Consider the following 15,786-nt stretch of genomic DNA (forward strand, 5'->3'; position numbering starts at 1 on the left):
CACCTAAGCATTGCCCATGCCACATTGATGAAAAGCTGCGTCACACAAATAAATAATATAACTATATCAATATATTAAAGATTCATAATAACTACCAATGCCAATAAAGCCACTGGCTTACTATTCATTTCTATTGTTTTTTGTGTTCCATGTCGCAACGCATGGGACACATTCATGATACAAAAATGCAACACTTTAATTGGCGGGAGTTGGGTATGCTGCATAAAGACCAGACCACCCAGACCGGGTGTCTCTCTGACGACGATCGCCTGTCACTCTCCGGCCCCCTGTCCGAATCCTGGTCACGCAGCCGGCACTATGGCCTCAAGCGAAGCGACGATCATGTTCCTTTTATCCGGCCGACGCTATTGAAAGAAGTGCGCGGGCAAAACGGTTGGGTTGCGCAGCTCGCGCGGCCGCTGCTCGAGCGCTTGGGCAGTGAAATCAACCGCCAACCCTCCATTGTGGTGGTGTCCGACGCCGGTGGTCTGGTCCTGGAAACCTGCGGAAACACGCACTTTTTGCGTAAGGCATCGCGGGTCTCTCTGGCACCAGGCAATCTGTGGGGCGAGCAGGAGCGTGGCACCAATGCCATCGGTACCGCTTTGGCAATGGGGGCACTGTGCGAAGTCAATGGCGACGAGCATTTTCTCAATCAGAATGCCGGGCTTTACTGCTCCGCAGCGCCGATATATCGCCCCGACGGCCTGATCGCCGGCGTATTGGATATCTCGACGCCGGCCCAACACCCTTACAGCGAAGCAGGTTCGTTGATTCTGCAGGCTGTCCGGCACATTGAACATCAATGGGTGAAAAGTTGTGTCACCGACCGTCATTGGACACTGCGCCTGCACAGCGATGTGCGGGTTCTCGGCAGCGCTCATGAGATGATATTGGTGTTTCGCGATGAAATTCTCACCGCGGCCAACCGATTAGCGATGCAGGAATTCAACCTCAGCGCGGCGGCCTTTGGGGCAATGGACTTTGCCTCGCTGTTTCCGGAAATGTCCCTCCAGGCCCTGAATGCGCCACGACAGACTCTGGCAGTGAATAATCGTCACTATTATTCACTGTTGCAGATGCCGGAGCGCCCAACGCAGTACGTCAGGCCGCCGCTGCAGCCTTATGATCGTGACGGTGCCGACCGGCAAAAAGCCCTGCGTATTCTTAATGCCGGGCTGGCGCTATGCATTAGCGGGGAAACCGGGTGCGGCAAAGAGTATTTCAGCCAGCGTTTGTTCGAGGAAAGCCACCGGCGGCAGGGCAACTTTGTGGCAATCAACTGTGCAGCCCTGCCGGAAAGCCTGATCGAGTCCGAGCTTTTTGGCTATGCGCCAGGGGCTTTTACCGGCGCCAGCAGCAAAGGCTACGTCGGCAAGATAAGAGAGGCCGACGGCGGGGTACTGTTCCTCGATGAGATTGGCGATATGCCATTGAGTTTGCAGACCCGGTTATTGCGGGTACTGCAGGAAAAGACGGTCACGCCGCTCGGCAGCCGCGTCAGCTATGCGGTTGATTTCTCGCTTATCTGTGCCACCCACCAGGATCTGGAACAGCGGGTGACGGCAGGGGCATTCCGCGAAGACTTGCTGTACCGCATTCAGGAATTCAGTCTGCGCATATTGCCGCTGCGGCAGCGCGCTCACGTTGATCGCTTCATCCTCAATCTCTGGCGCGAATTGGGTGGTGATGAGCGGGGTATCAGACTGGCACCGGACGCTATCGCGGCCTTGGCCGGTTATTCCTGGCCCGGTAATGTGCGGCAGCTGTTGAGCACTTTGAAAGTGCTGCTGGCTTTGACCGATGACGGAAGCCTGATCAGGCTGGAGGATCTGCCGGAGCAGTTTCATCTGCTTGCTCGCCCCGTAGCGCCGCAGAGCGTATCGGTGGACATGTTGGAGGCCATTCGAAACGCCAGGGGCAATATCAGCCTGGCGGCGAAACGCCTGGGGATCTCGCGCAGTACGCTTTACCGCAAGATGGAGAAACATCGTACCGAGAACTGACAAAACGGGGCCCATTCAGGGCCCCGCCAGACTGCTGACAAACACTCTAAAAGGCTAACCGGTAGGGGGCGAACATGTTCGACCCGGTTTAACCTATTGATTATGCCGCGCCCCTACCATTAACCACAGAGCACTTTGTCTGCGACCTAACGGTGCCCATTCAGGACCCCGCGTGGTGATTATTTATCGCCCAAACCCTGCGGGTTGATTTCGGATTGTTCGATTTTCTCGTCGCTTTCCGCCCAGCGATCCAACACCTTCAGGTAACTGCCGTTGGCAATAGCGCTATTGAGCGAAGCCTGCACCGCATCCACCAAACCATTGCCTTTCTTCAGCGTGACGGCAATGTTGGCGCTGCGCGGCCAGCCCCCCGGCACGATGCCGACCAACCGGGTTTTACCGGTCAGTTTCGCCTGATAAGCGCCGGACACGTTCGGCCCGAAGGTCGCATCCGCACGACCGGACTGGATGGCCAGCGTCGACGCCGCCTTGTCGGTGACATAAATCGGCTGAAGGGCAGGTAACCCCTTGGCCTGGTTCTCTTTATCCCAGGCCAGCAGCACGGCTTCCTGATTGGTGCCGGAGTCTACGATAATCTTTTTGCCGGCAATGTCCGGCGCCGATTTTATCGAGGTGATCTTACTGTCGGATTTCACGTAGAAGCCCAACGTATCCTGGCGATAGGTGGCGAAGTCGAATTTGGTTTTACGTTCCTGAGTGACGGTAATGTTGTAAACCGCGGCGTCGTATTTACCTGAGGTGACGCCTAACGGCCAGTCTTCCCATGAGGTCGGCAGCAGTTTCAGTTTCAACCCCAGCCCGTCGGCAACCAGCCTGGCAATATCCGACTCGCTGCCAATCACCGTTTTATTGTCGCGGGCGTACAGACCGAACGGTGGGCCGCTGCCCAGGATCGCGACGGCTACGGTCAGGGTTCCCGGTTCAACGAATTTGAACCCGGCGGGGATCTTGGCCGCAGCCTCCGGATCCTTCTGGGTATGAATAGGGGTTTCGTTGGCGATCAGGTCCAGACCCGGTGCGGCATGGGCCAGCGCGGAAAGGCTCAGGAGTGCCGCCGCTGCGGTGAGTTTTGCGCTATGTATCATTATTATTACCTGCATTATTATGTTGTTGAGGCGGTCAACTCACTATCCTTCAAGCCGCTAAATCTGTGAACGAACAAAATTGGCTAACTAATTTTAGAAACGGTCAGGTTACAAAGGAGGGGGAGTATTCGGTGAGCGTGAAGGGCTTAAACGTCGAGAATTTTGCGCATGAAAGCATTTTGCAGCACTACGCCACGCAAGACCGGACTTTTCCGTTCAACAACCTCAAATCCCTGGCGGATAAAGAAGGGTTCTGCGGTTTTACTGACGTTCGAGGTCAGCTGCTTTAGCCCCAGCCGTCTGGCTTCTTCATGAATACGCTTCATCAATAAAGTCCCAACGCCTTGTCGGGCATAGGCGCCGGATACAAAGAAATGATCGATATAGCCGTAAGGTTGGAGATCGGCATAGCCAACGATTTCCTTATCAATCTCAACGACAAAGGGGCGTAAATTTCTCATGTGTGCCGCCCAAAGCTGTTGATCAATATCGGCGGGAGCCCAGGCATTGACCTGTTCAGCGGTGTAGTCGCGTGATGCGATCTTATGTACCGCAGAGAAAAAAACGCGAAACAGCGCAATTTCGTCACCCGTTATGAACTGTCGAATCATCATTATTTCCCTAAAAAATACCGGAAAGTATTGTACCTGCTCAGGAGTTTGAAAGGATATTTTCTCGTAGCATATTGATTACTTTGGCCGCTTCGACGGCCTGGCTGAACAGAAATCCTTGCCCCAGGTGATAGCCGGAATCACGCAGCGTTTGCCGCTGTAGCTCGGTTTCAATACCTTCCGCAATAATATCAATGGATAATTTCTGCCCCAAAATACCCATGCTTTCCACGATGCCCAAAATCGCCGGTTCGTTATTCATGCGGCGGATGAAATCCCGATCCAACTTGATGCAGTCCAGAGGGTAGTCCATCAGGTGTGTAAAGGAGGAATGCCCGGTGCCAAAGTCATCAAGCGCGATCCTGATCCCCATTTCCTTAAGCATTTGCAAAGCGCGCAGCACATACTTCGAACCGTGCTTGTTGAATGCATGTTCAGTGACCTCCAGTTCAATAAGATGGTGGGGGATGCGAAACATTTGCAGACGCCGCAGGAAAGTTTCGGCGTAGTTATCACGTAAAAATTCGATAGGTGCGGCATTCAAAGACACCGGTAATACCTCAACGCCAGACGCGATCCAGCCGGCGATATCGGCAAAAACCTTCATCTGCATGGTTTCGCTGATCTTGGTTGCCAATTCGTAATCGTTGAATGCTTCGACGACGGTTTCGGGCATCCTCATGCCCTGTTGCGGACAATACCAGCGCAGCAGCGCCTCGAAGCCCACAATGGCGCCGGTTGCCAGGCTGACCTTGGGTTGGTAGCTGGGGCGGATTTGATTGTCGCGGACTATCTGCCGGGCGTGATGAAGCTGCGCCGCACGCTCTTTTGCCTTATCCATCATCTGTGGGTGAAACATATAAACGCCGCCCCGGCCGCCGTCCTTGAGCTCATACAGGGCGGTATCGGCGCATTTCATCAGCTCCGAGGCGTCGCGGGCATCCTGAGGATAGCGTGCGCAGCCGATGCTCATACCGCAATGTAGCGTTTTGCCGCCATGGGTAATTGGTGACTCGAGCTGCATCAGAAAGGTATTGGCGATTTTGTAAATATCCTGCTCGTTTTCAACGTCGCCTATCACAATCGCAAACTCATCGCCGCCCAAACGGGAAACGAATGAGTTTGGATTTAAATAAGCCGTCAGCCGGCGGGACAAGACGCGTAGCAGATGATCGCCGGCGGCGTGCCCAAGGGTGTCGTTAACCAGTTTAAAATGGTCGAGGTCCAGCAAAATCAACCCGAGGGATTTATTGCTGCTCAGGGCTCGCTTCATTTCCTGTTTTAATTTTTTGTTGAATAACCGCCGGTTGGGCAGGCCGGTCAGTTCGTCGTATTCACTGGCGATCAGCAAACGTTTTTCCGCTATTCGCTGAGAGCTGACGTCGCGTGAGACGCACAATATATTTTCTATTCGATCCTCGTTATCGAAGACCGGACTGAGAATATTGTCCCAATGCTGCAGCTTGCCGTCAGGCGTAGCGCTAAGGCCGGCGAAGCGGGCGTTTTTACCGGTTAGCACTTTACGCAGCGCTTTTTTGCCGCGCGAGCGCACTTCGGGTTGCAGCAGATTCAGCCAGGGCATGCCAAATTGCGGTTGGTGCTCATCGATGCCCAGAGCGACGCTGCCGGCTCTGTTCATGTGCAGTAGCGTGCCGTCATTATTAATGACCTTGATGCAGTCGACGCTGGCATCAAGCATGTTTTTCTGCGCGGCCAGCGTGGTGGAAATGCGTTGTTTCTCCAATACGGAATCATGGATGTCGGTGCCACTCAGATACCAGTGTATTTCCTCAGTATCAGGCATTTTATTTGCGCCAAACGACAGTAAAAACCAGCGGTATTCACCGTTGTATTGCCGCAGGCGAGCTTCATTGACGAAAGAGCCAGCCGTGGCTATTGCCCGCTGCCATAGCGGTTCGATCAGGGGGTATTCGGCAGGGTGCAAGGCTTTCAACCAGCAAGTGCCTGGGTTATCAGATGAGGAGAGGCCGGTATATGCACACCAAAGCTTATTGAAATGTCCCCCGAGGCTATTACCCATGCCAATGAGATTAGGTAAACCATTAAAAATTTCATTAGCCATATCCACAGGCGGTTTTTCATCACTGCGCTCGGGTAGAACACTCATTCGTCATTTCCTCTGAAAACCACCTGTCATTTATGCTAGCCAATAAAAAGCCTGCGGGTGGAAATATTCAATAGCCGTTTCTGCGCGATAAAAAAGCCGCCAGAGAGAATGAGATATAAAATCGGTTAACACATTAGGAATACTCTCGTATTTCCGCCTTTTAATGAGCCAATTTAATTAGGTATTGGCTATTAAACAGTTGCCCGCGAATATAAAAAAGCCCCCGCGGTGAGGCGGGGGCTGGCGATCATAACCTGTGGTTAGATTTATTTATCAAGTGCATAGGCAATCACGTAATCACCACGGTCCGGCGACTGACGAGCGCCACCGGCGGAAATCACGATGTATTGCTTACCGGTGGTCGGTGAAACATAACTCATTGGCGTGCCGCCGCTGCCGACAGGCAAGCGCGCTTTCCACACTTCTTTACCGGTGGAAGAGTCAAAGGCCCGCAGGTAGTAATCCTGAGTGCCGGCAATGAACACCAGGCCGCCCTGAGTCGCCAGCGTGCCGCCGAGCGTCGGCATGCCCACCGGCATTGGCGCACGCATTTTGATGCCGAATGGCCCGGTATCCTGAACTGTACCGGCCGGGACTTGCCACACCACTTTCTGCGTTTTCAGATCGATCGCCGACAGGGTACCAAACGGCGGTTTCTGACAAGGAATGCCCAGAGGTGACATGAAACGGTTTTTGTTAACGCCATAAGGCGTGCCTTTTAACGGCACCGCACCCATACCGGCATTAACCGATTCACCGCCATTGCTGGCCGGGGTATTGGCATTGTTTTTTTGCGGGATCATTTGTACCCACAGGCCCAAACGCATGTCGTTGGCGAAGATGTAATGGTTGTTCGGATCGGTCGACAGACCACCCCAGTTCATGCCGCCCAAAGAGCCAGGGAAGCTGAGTGAGATATCGGTGTCCGGTGCGGTAAACAGGCCGTCGTAGCGCATGGATTTGAAGCTGATGCGACACATCAACTGATCAAACGGCGTGGCGCCCCACATGTCGGACTCAGTCAGTTTTTCGGCGCCAATCTGCGGCATGCCAACGGAGAAGGGTTGAGTCGCCGAGTATTGCTCACCGGGGATGGTGCGGGTTTTCACCGGCAGCTCTTTCACTTCGGTCAAAGGCTTACCGGTATGGCGATCCAACACGAAGATCTGACCGGTTTTGGCACCAATGACCAGGGCCGGTTTGGTGGTACCGTCCTTCATTGGGAAGTCGATCAGGCTTGGCTGCATCGGCAGGTCGAAATCCCACAGGTCGTTATGAACGGTCTGATAAACCCACTTCTCTTTACCGGTGGTGGCGTCCAACGCCAGGATAGAAGCGCCGTATTTGTGATCCAACGCGTTACGGTTAGCGCCCCACAGATCCACCGAGGAACTGCCCATCGGCAGGAACACGGTGTTCATCGCCGGGTCGTAGGACATCGGTGCCCAGGAATTTGGCGTGCTGCGGACAAAGGTCTGGCCGGGTTTTAAGGCCGAGTTTGGATCCTGATTACCCGGATCGAACGCCCAGCGCATCGCGCCGGTGATCACGTCAAAACCGCGCAGCACGCCGCCAGGCATATCAGTTTGTACGTTATCGGCTACGCGGCCGCCGACCACAACGGTAGTGCCCGCCAGCGTAGGGGCAGAAGTCAGCTGATATTTCGGATCGGCGGCATCGCCCAGACCGACTTTCAGATCAACCACGCCCTGGTTGCCGAAGTTCTGACAGAATTCACCGTTATCGGCGTTGATTGCCACCAGGCGCGCATCGATGGTGTTCATCAGAATACGGCGCTGGCAACTGTCGCCCGCAGCCAGGGTGACCGGCGTAGCGGGCGTAGAGCCAGGTACGGTCGGCTGTTGCAGGGGCTTGGCAACATCAAAGTAGGCCAGGCCACGGCAACGGTTCCAGACCTGGGATTTCGCGTTGATTTCACGTTTCCAGATCTCTTTACCGCTGTCGGCATCGACGGCAATCACGTTGTTATGCGGCGTGCACAGGAAGATACGGTTGCCGATTTGCAACGGCGTTTGCTGATCTTCAGCGCCGTTGCCATCCGGGCTCAACGGAGTATCGCCGGTGTGGAAGGTCCAGGCGACCTTCAGTTCTTTTACGTTGTCCCGGGTGATTTGGTCCAGCGCCACAAAGCGGCTGCCGCCCGGGGTATTGCCGTAGTTATCCCAATCTTTTTGTTGTTTGCTTTTGTCCACCGGGATCAGCGGCAACGGCTCGCCGCTGAAAGCCACGGTAGGGTGTGGCTGGAACATCTGCACAAAGGTGCCGACCATGCCAACGGCCAATACCGCACTTAGCAGGTAAGACAATTTTGCCAACGACGTTTTGCCTTCTGGCTTACGCAGTGCCGGCCAACTCAGGAAAGCCAACAGCATTAAACCGGCAGGGACCATCAGCCGCGAAACCAATGGCCAGAAATCGAAGCCGGCATCAACCACCGACCAAACCAGCGTGCCGACAAACACCAGCAGGAACAGCGGCACGGCCGAAGATTTGCGACGGAAGAATTGCACGGCGGAAAGCAGGGTAACGATACCGGCAATCAGAAAGTAGCTGCTGCCCCCCAGCGAAACCAGCTTACCGCCGGCAATGGCAAAGAATAGGCCGACAACGGTAAGGATTACCCCTAATAAACAACACCATAGTTTAAGTTTTATACCCGGATGGGCATTTGATTCAGGCATGTCTGAAAGACTCCAAGATAATGTTTTTCTTCATGTTTACCTCGAGTGATCGCGTCCGTGCCGTTCCCTGGTGGAGTGCAAGCAGAGCGTAAATCAAACGATGGAATGTCGATATTGTACCATTTGATTCATTATAAAGTTAAGGATATGTTGCCTGCTAACTAAATTCTTAGCCCGAATTGCAACAACTGCAGGGGAGTGTGCTCCATTCTTCTGAAAATCAATGCGTTGTGCTTAATCCAGGACCCCAGCAAATGTTTGAGGTTTTTTACTATGGGGTTGCGGTGGGGTCAGGTTCGATCGTCACCGGTATAAAGCTGGCGAACGCGATGAGTTTATTTACTTTCGTAAATTTATGGACTAGAGGATTTGTATTTAACTGAGCCATAAGCAAGCTAAAAACTTAATGCGAGATGATCTAACCCGGGAGGTAACGTGAGGTTGTTAAGAATAGTTTTTACCATGGGTCTGTTTTCCCCCTTTAGTGTGTTTGCCGGAGAGAGAGTAGCTCAGATCCAGCCGATTGTTTGGCAGTCGTGTGAGGAGGGAAAATTCAATCAATGGTTCGGGCAGGAAGAGATCCCCGAACATATGCAATGTGGTTATCTTGAGGTGCCGTTGTCCTATGGCGATGACGAAAACGAAACGCATGAAACAGTCAAAATAGCGGCTACTCGTTTGCCGGCCATCGGTAATAAGCGGGGGAGCGTGCTCTCTATTTCTGGTGGACCTGGGCTGGCGGGAATAAGGGTGCCTTTTGAGACGGCAGCACTGAATGAGAGCTACGATATTATTGGTTACGACCCCCGCGGTGTAGGCCAGTCCCGCCCAAAAATTTCCTGCCCGGCAACGCTGGATAATGACGCCGATGCGAATACGGCAAGTCTGGAAAAACAAAATGCGCAATGGGTCAAAGGGTGCATTATTAACACCCGACTTAATGTGCTGAAACATATAGGCACAGATGAGGCAGTCAATGATGTTGAAGCGTTTAGAATCGCTATGGGTGGAGACAAATTGAGCATCATTGCCTTTTCCTATGGAACCCAGGTGGCACAAATCTATGCCGAGCGCTTTCCTGAACAGGTTTCGGCAATGGTTTTGGACGGGGTGGTCGATTTAACCGATGATGCTTTCACCAGCGATTACAAACAGGCTCAGTCCTTTCAGCGCTCATTCGAAAGATTTGCCGCTTATTGCGAACAAAAAAGGAAGTGCCCATTAACTAAAATCAATGCTACGGCACAATATCATCAGTTGCTCGAAAAAGTGGACGGCCTGTCGCTGAGCGATGGCTATGGTGAGGCGATCAGTGGAGACAATATTATTCGCGCCACCACCAACACCTTGTATGCATCAGAGGATTGGCCGAAGTTAGCCAGGCTATTGCGTTCGATTGATAGCGGCAAGCCAGACGTTAAAACGTTGGCGATATTGGAAAATATGCAGGATAGCGAGGTTATTGCGCCGCAAAACGCGCCCCCAAGAGGCCATAACCGACCGCTGGCCGCGAGGGGACTGGCCGAGAAAAACAACGCTGAACAAGAGGCTGACAATTTAGCGGTGATTGCCTGCGCGGATTCAGCCACCCCCGGCGCTGACATCAAAAAGAGTCGATTAAAAGAGTTAGCTTTGGCAGAGGCTTCGGCATTCAGCAATTACCCAGCCAGCAAGATTCGTCCGCGCAACATCTGCGATACCTGGCCATTTAAAGGAAAGATTCAGCCGCATACTCCAGCCGTTTCTGCTGAACTGCCGCCATTATTATTTATTGCACAAAAATACGATCCGGCGACGCCTTACGCGGGAGCCGAAGCGATGGCGAAAGCTTTTAATAGCCCCCTCATCACTGTTGAAGGGGATGGGCATACGCTCGCGCTTTCTGGATTAAAGCTGTGCGTGGATGATGCGGTTATTGATTACTTTATAGACCCCAAGGCGTTTACAGGAAGTAAAAGGTGCTAGTTTTTATACGAAGAGAATATACCCAGTCGCTTTATATTTTTGCCCAGGTAACGGCGAAGGATGATTAGGTTACTTTTCAGTTTCTTTAGTTACATAAGGTTATAGAAATTAACTCATTACGTTAACATTAGTATTCCACTATGCAGTGCTTCGATTGATTGGGCGTCATCGTTTTACTGTACTGCATAGTGGACACTATTAAAGCATTATTAATCTTAAAGCAGAAAACCCATAGAACCGCCATCCTCTAATAAATCTCACACTATCAATAACCTGTGAACTTTATCGTCCCTCGTCGCTGACATTAGCTGGCTTATTCAACATTTGCGCTCAGGTAGGTCGTCAGCTGTTCCTGACAAAAATCGAGATATGCCCGTACCAGTCGCGATGGATGCCGTTGTGATGGATAGAGCAAGCTAAGCGTTTGTTCTGGCAACGGGTGAGAAGGTAAGACTGCGCACAAACGGCCGGCGGCGATCTCCTTGTTCGCCATAAAGGGCGGCAACTCAGTGACCGCCTGACCCGCGACGGCTCTGCTGCGTAAAAGTGCATAATCGTTCGCCACCAGTACCGCCTTTGGCTCAAACACCTGATGACCCAGCCGCCAGAGACCACGGGTGCTGGAATCCGCTGCCCAGCTCGCACAAGGGTAGCGATGCAAATCCTCCACGCTGGCAGGGCGATCAAACTGCGCCAGTAATGACGGCGCTGCGACCAGCAGATGCCGATATTTCAGCATTTGCCGTGCCACCATTGACTCATGCACGATGGTGCCGACGCGAAGCGCAACGTCAATGCCGTCCTGTACCAAATCGACCCGTCGTTCCGTTGAAAAGACGCTAACGCTGATTTCGGGAAACCGTTGCTGGAAAGCCCCCAGCAAGTCCCACCAGGGATCAAAGTTGGGGGGCATCGACAGACGCAGGCGGCCTTTAAGCCGGGTTTCATCGTTCATCACGGCCTGCTGAGCTTCATTCAGGGCTTCCACCCCGCGGCTGGCATGTTCATATAAACGGCTGCCGGCTTCAGTCAGCTTGATGCCGCGCGGCGAACGCTCCAGCAACTGCACGTCAAGTTCGCGCTCAAGTTCACGAATGCGCCGGCTCAGGGTAGGCAGCGGCACATGGGTCTTGTCGGCGGCGGCCGAAAGACTGCCTGCTTGTACTACTGAGACAAACATTTTGGTTGCGTTGAAGTCCATATGGCCACCCCTCTCATTTATGAGATAGACGTTACCATTTTCGTCTATTCCACATCAATATTGGAATCTATACAGTTCAACTTATCGGCGAGATAGCTCGTTGATTAACTCACTGTGAACTGGAGAACGGATATGAAAGCTTATGTGATTGAACAAGTTGGCGGCCCGGACGTTTTGCAACTGCGCGATATTCCTTCTGTCGCGCCAAAGGCGGACGAAGTTCGCATTCGGGTTCGGGCGTTTGGTCTTAACCGCGCCGAAATTTACCGCCGTGCCGGGAAGATGGGCCCGATCGCAGGACAGGTTGTCCCTGGGATTGAAGCCGTAGGTGAAGTAATTGAGGATGCTTCAGGCCTGTTTCGCACCGGGCAGCATGTGGCCACCGCCATGGGGGGATTGCAGTTCACCCGCAACGGCAGCTACGCCGAAGAGGTCACGGTGCTGCGCAGCAACGTCATCGATTTGGACGGCATCAGCCTTTCGTGGGAAGAGCTGGCCGCGCTGCCGGAGAGCTATCTTACCGTATGGGGGGCTCTGGGCCGCTTAATCGACAACGTACCGGGACAGACGGTGCTGGTGCGCGGCGCGACCTCTTCGGTGGGTCAGGCCGCAGTTGCCTATGCCAAAGCGCGTGGACAACGGGTTATCGCCACCACCCGATCGGCCGCTAATGCAGCACGGCTGACCGCCATTGGCGCAGATGCGGTGGTGATTGATACCGGTGAAATTGCAGAACAAATACGGGGTGTAGCACCGGAAGGTGTAGATGTAGCCCTTGAGGTGGTTGGCGCCGCTACGGTACGCGATAGCCTTAATGCGCTTAAACCTTTTGGTACCGCAGTGGTAATAGGTCTGTTGGGAGGGGCACCCGTTTTAGATAATCTGCATCTGATGAACGATCTTCCCAATGCGACACGCCTGGCCTTCTTCGGCAGCGGGTTGCTTGGTACCCCGGCGCTGCCTTTGGCCGACGCGCCCCTGAAGTGGGTTGCTCAACAGGTAGCAGACCGGACCATGCCGTCGCTGCGGGTGAAAACCTTCGACTTTGACGATGTCGCCAACGCTCACCGCATGATCGAGAATGACCGTGCACAGGGCAAACTGGTGGTTCGCGTCTGAGGCCAGCAGGCCCATCGATGGGCAACAAACAGTGAGGAAGCCTGCTAGAGACTTCCTCATTGGCCTTACTGTTCTGAAAGCTCAAGATCGGCAATAACCGGCAGGTGATCGCTTGCCGTTGACCAGGTAAATTCAGGCGTATTATGTGGAATATCCACATTCTTCACGTTCCACTTTTGACCTTTAAATGTGAAGATATGGTCTATATCAATCGCGGGGTTAACCGCTGGCCAACTGCGAGTATCGGTTCCTTCTTTCACAACTTCATTGAAAAAATAACGTATTTCTTTCAATGGCTGTTCATCTTGCGTCGAGTTGAAGTCGCCGGCGAGGATCTTAATCGAGGAGGCAATATCTTTGAAATCAGAAGCGGCATCGCCAATACTCAAATCCAACAGGTAGCGTGCTTGTTCAGTGCGTATCGCCGGATCTTTTTGCCAGTCGAGATGGGTGACCATAATGACTGGCGCTGAATCAAACCCGGGAACCTCAACCTGCGCCAGTAATGTGACGCGTTGCTCGGCATCACCCGATGGCAATTTAACCACCTGTGAATGCAGAATTTTGTATTTGGAAAGCAGTCCTACTCCATACTCGCCGCCATCGAAATCAAGCGCTTTGCCAAAGGCATAATGCATTTTATTGGCATCAGCGATTTTTTTAAGCTGATCGATTTTTTGACTGCGCAGTGTTTTATTATCCACTTCCTGGATCGCGATAATATCCGCATCTATTCTTTTAATGGCCGAATTAAGTGCGGTGAAATCGGAAACGGCAGAAGAAGCTTCATTTTTACCGATGTTATAGGTGGCTATCTTCAAATGCGGTTTATCCTGCGAGAAAACCTTGTCTGGCACGCCACCTTTTTGAACGGCAAGTATTTCATTACCTGCAAGTTTGTCGCTTGCTTGTACGCTGGCGATAAGACTGCCCAGCGCCATCATGGTGAATATAACTGTTTTTTTCATGTCACCTAATCTCCCCGTAAAATAGAATTCCTGGCAGAGAATACAGAAGAAAGGGGGCGGTTATCGTGACACCTGACTCAAACTTCCGACGCGATGAAAATTAACACTTGAATGGCCGCTGGCGCAGTGCTCTTCAGGTCGTTAACGTGGCAAAGCGTTGTTGAACCACCTTCAGCACCCACTGCCGCAGCCAGCGATGGGCTGGGTCGGCCTCCAAACGCGGGTGCCACATCTGCGAAACGGTGATGCTTTGGGTTTTTACCGGCAGTTCAAACATATAAAGCACAGTGCCCACCGGTTGATTGATCAGGAATGAAGCAGGGACCAGCGCCACCAGATCGGACGCCTGAGCCACCGCCAGCGCGGCGGGAAAACTCGGCACCACGGCGGCGACTTTTCGTTCCAACCCCAATTCAGCCAATCCCTGATCTACCGGGCCGGTGACCAGCCCACGGCGTGATGCGACCACATGACCACATTCGGCATAGGCTCGCGCGGTGATTTCGGCTTCCTGCTCCAACGGATGGCCCTTTCTGACCACTGCGACGAATCGGTCGCGGAACAGCGCCTGCAGGCGGATTTCCGGCCCCATGTTCCCCAAAACGCCGACTTCCAAATCAACCCGTCCCTCACGCAAATGCCGGGCGCTCTTTTCCGGTTTTGGCGCAAAACAGAGTCTCACCAACGGGGCTGCCGTTGCCACGGCGGAGATCAGTGCGGCGCCGAATGCCTCGACAAAGCCCTCGTTGGCGCGCAGGGTAAATGTCCGTTCCAGCGTTGATAAACTCAGTTCTGATACCGAAGGGCGCAGTATCGAACGCGCCTCAAATACGGTGTTTTGCGTACGTTCGCGAATCTCTTCGGCATAGGGAGTGAGCACCATATTGCGCCCGGCCCTGACCAGTAAGGGATCTCCGGTGACTGCCCGCAGCCGGCCAAGCGTACGGCTCATGGCCGAGGCGCTGAGGTTTAGGCGGCGTGCCGCTTCGGCCACGCTGCCCAGCGTAAGCAATGCATCGAGCGCAATCAGTAAATTGAGATCGGGTTCTGACATGTCGGGGATCCTGGTTTATTGCTAGGAGAGGCGTCCGATGCAGGTGATAAGTGAAAATGCTGCATCTTTCGCAATCTATTCAGCATAGTTATATTTTTTAGCGCAGATGACAACGGAAATACAGAGGAATACTTTCATGCAAACACCGTCAAAACAGCAACAGACCGTCCTGCTCATTGGTGCATCCCGGGGATTGGGCTTCGCGATGACAGAAGAGTTTCTGCAACGTGGTGACAAAGTAATCGCTACCGGTCGCGAGTCCTCTAAGGACAATCTTCTTCGCCTGGCGGAAAAGTTTCCGCACCTGCTGGAAGTTGAAACGGCCGATATTACTGCGCCCGAACAGGTTAGCGCCTTGCGTGAGCGATTGAAGGATCGCCAGATTGACCTGCTTTTTGTTAACGCCGGGGTGAAAAACGACGATCGTGAAACCGTGGCGGACGTCTCGACCGAAGAATTCACCCGGGTAATGGTGACCAATGCGCTGAGCCCTATGCGGGTCATCGAGAGCTTTAAAGATCTGGTAGTCGAATGCGGAACCCTCGGCGTGATGTCATCCGGGCAGGGCAGCCTTACCAATAACACCAATGGCAATTTCGAAGTCTATCGGGCCAGCAAATCTGCGCTAAATATGTTGATGCGCAGCTTCGCGGCGCGTCACCACGACGACTCTCGCACCTTGCTGCTGATGGCTCCTGGTTGGGTACGCACCGAGTTGGGTGGTCCGCAAGGGCGATTGAGCATCGACGAAAGCATTCCGGCACTGCTTGATACCATGGCAGCCTACCGAGGGCGTTCCGGCTTACATTATCTTGATTATCTCGGCAGAGTGGTTCCCTGGTAATTGGCTGGATATTTCGGGCTAAAGTGATTGCGTAGCCCACGCGTTATCATTAGTTTTATCTGCCATTACTCAATGCGTTAAG

General features: G+C 53.2%; 11 protein-coding genes. 4 read left to right on the forward strand and 7 right to left on the reverse strand.

Annotated elements, in window-relative coordinates; translation table 11 throughout:
• The first annotated feature begins 215 nt into the window (after positions 1–215).
• On the forward strand, positions 216–2,006 hold the full coding sequence (locus tag H5P17_RS23830; protein WP_182825585.1) for a sigma-54-dependent Fis family transcriptional regulator: 1,791 nt from the start codon (positions 216–218) through the stop codon (positions 2,004–2,006).
• 179 nt (positions 2,007–2,185) lie between these two features.
• Here the strand turns inward: H5P17_RS23830 and H5P17_RS23835 are convergent, their stop codons facing one another.
• From H5P17_RS23835 to H5P17_RS23850, 4 genes are all read right to left on the reverse strand, one after another.
• On the reverse strand, positions 2,186–3,112 hold the full coding sequence (locus H5P17_RS23835) for a transporter substrate-binding domain-containing protein (protein WP_182825586.1): 927 nt from the start codon (positions 3,110–3,112) through the stop codon (positions 2,186–2,188).
• 146 nt (positions 3,113–3,258) lie between these two features.
• Positions 3,259–3,726 (reverse strand): GNAT family N-acetyltransferase, encoded by a 468-nt coding sequence (locus H5P17_RS23840; protein WP_182825587.1) that lies wholly within the window; start codon positions 3,724–3,726, stop codon positions 3,259–3,261.
• 37 nt (positions 3,727–3,763) lie between these two features.
• The gene (locus tag H5P17_RS23845) at positions 3,764–5,851 is read right to left on the reverse strand and encodes an EAL domain-containing protein (protein WP_182825588.1); all 2,088 of its coding nucleotides are present in this window, start codon (positions 5,849–5,851) and stop codon (positions 3,764–3,766) included.
• A gap of 266 nt (positions 5,852–6,117) precedes the next feature.
• Positions 6,118–8,553: a glucose/quinate/shikimate family membrane-bound PQQ-dependent dehydrogenase gene (locus tag H5P17_RS23850; RefSeq protein WP_182825589.1), complete on the reverse strand. Its 2,436-nt coding sequence runs from the start codon at positions 8,551–8,553 to the stop codon at positions 6,118–6,120.
• A gap of 462 nt (positions 8,554–9,015) precedes the next feature.
• On the opposite strand from H5P17_RS23850, the gene H5P17_RS23855 reads away from it, so the two are divergent.
• On the forward strand, positions 9,016–10,518 hold the full coding sequence (locus H5P17_RS23855) for an alpha/beta hydrolase (RefSeq protein WP_182825590.1): 1,503 nt from the start codon (positions 9,016–9,018) through the stop codon (positions 10,516–10,518).
• 313 nt (positions 10,519–10,831) lie between these two features.
• On the opposite strand, the gene H5P17_RS23860 is transcribed toward H5P17_RS23855, so the two are convergent.
• Positions 10,832–11,719: a LysR family transcriptional regulator gene (locus tag H5P17_RS23860; protein WP_182825591.1), complete on the reverse strand. Its 888-nt coding sequence runs from the start codon at positions 11,717–11,719 to the stop codon at positions 10,832–10,834.
• 132 nt (positions 11,720–11,851) lie between these two features.
• Between H5P17_RS23860 and H5P17_RS23865 the strand changes: the two genes are divergently transcribed.
• Positions 11,852–12,838 carry a zinc-binding dehydrogenase gene (locus H5P17_RS23865; protein ID WP_182825592.1) on the forward strand — a complete coding sequence of 329 codons (987 nt, stop codon included), beginning with the start codon at positions 11,852–11,854 and terminating at the stop codon, positions 12,836–12,838.
• Between the two features lie 65 nt (positions 12,839–12,903).
• Here the strand turns inward: H5P17_RS23865 and H5P17_RS23870 are convergent, their stop codons facing one another.
• Together H5P17_RS23870 and H5P17_RS23875 are read right to left on the reverse strand one after the other, a co-directional pair.
• The gene (locus H5P17_RS23870; protein WP_182825593.1) at positions 12,904–13,806 is read right to left on the reverse strand and encodes an endonuclease/exonuclease/phosphatase family protein; all 903 of its coding nucleotides are present in this window, start codon (positions 13,804–13,806) and stop codon (positions 12,904–12,906) included.
• 133 nt (positions 13,807–13,939) lie between these two features.
• Positions 13,940–14,860 carry a LysR family transcriptional regulator gene (locus H5P17_RS23875; protein ID WP_182825594.1) on the reverse strand — a complete coding sequence of 307 codons (921 nt, stop codon included), beginning with the start codon at positions 14,858–14,860 and terminating at the stop codon, positions 13,940–13,942.
• Positions 14,861–14,996: 136 nt separating this feature from the next.
• On the opposite strand from H5P17_RS23875, the gene H5P17_RS23880 reads away from it, so the two are divergent.
• On the forward strand, positions 14,997–15,704 hold the full coding sequence (locus tag H5P17_RS23880) for an SDR family NAD(P)-dependent oxidoreductase (protein ID WP_182825595.1): 708 nt from the start codon (positions 14,997–14,999) through the stop codon (positions 15,702–15,704).
• Positions 15,705–15,786 lie beyond the last annotated feature (82 nt).

The organism is Serratia sp. OS31 (assembly GCF_014164835.1).
Taxonomy (GTDB): Bacteria; Pseudomonadota; Gammaproteobacteria; order Enterobacterales; family Enterobacteriaceae; genus Serratia; species Serratia liquefaciens_A.

Excerpts from the sequence above, each read along its gene's own strand:
- H5P17_RS23830 (WP_182825585.1), top strand. The coding sequence starts at position 216 with ATGCTGCATAAAGACCAGACCACCCAGACCGGGTGTCTCTCTGACGAC.
- H5P17_RS23835 (WP_182825586.1), bottom strand. The coding sequence starts at position 3,112 with ATGATACATAGCGCAAAACTCACCGCAGCGGCGGCACTCCTGAGCCTT.
- H5P17_RS23840 (WP_182825587.1), bottom strand. The coding sequence starts at position 3,726 with ATGATGATTCGACAGTTCATAACGGGTGACGAAATTGCGCTGTTTCGC.
- H5P17_RS23845 (WP_182825588.1), bottom strand. The coding sequence starts at position 5,851 with ATGAGTGTTCTACCCGAGCGCAGTGATGAAAAACCGCCTGTGGATATG.
- H5P17_RS23850 (WP_182825589.1), bottom strand. The coding sequence starts at position 8,553 with ATGCCTGAATCAAATGCCCATCCGGGTATAAAACTTAAACTATGGTGT.
- H5P17_RS23855 (WP_182825590.1), top strand. The coding sequence starts at position 9,016 with ATGGGTCTGTTTTCCCCCTTTAGTGTGTTTGCCGGAGAGAGAGTAGCT.
- H5P17_RS23860 (WP_182825591.1), bottom strand. The coding sequence starts at position 11,719 with ATGGACTTCAACGCAACCAAAATGTTTGTCTCAGTAGTACAAGCAGGC.
- H5P17_RS23865 (WP_182825592.1), top strand. The coding sequence starts at position 11,852 with ATGAAAGCTTATGTGATTGAACAAGTTGGCGGCCCGGACGTTTTGCAA.
- H5P17_RS23870 (WP_182825593.1), bottom strand. The coding sequence starts at position 13,806 with ATGAAAAAAACAGTTATATTCACCATGATGGCGCTGGGCAGTCTTATC.
- H5P17_RS23875 (WP_182825594.1), bottom strand. The coding sequence starts at position 14,860 with ATGTCAGAACCCGATCTCAATTTACTGATTGCGCTCGATGCATTGCTT.
- H5P17_RS23880 (WP_182825595.1), top strand. The coding sequence starts at position 14,997 with ATGCAAACACCGTCAAAACAGCAACAGACCGTCCTGCTCATTGGTGCA.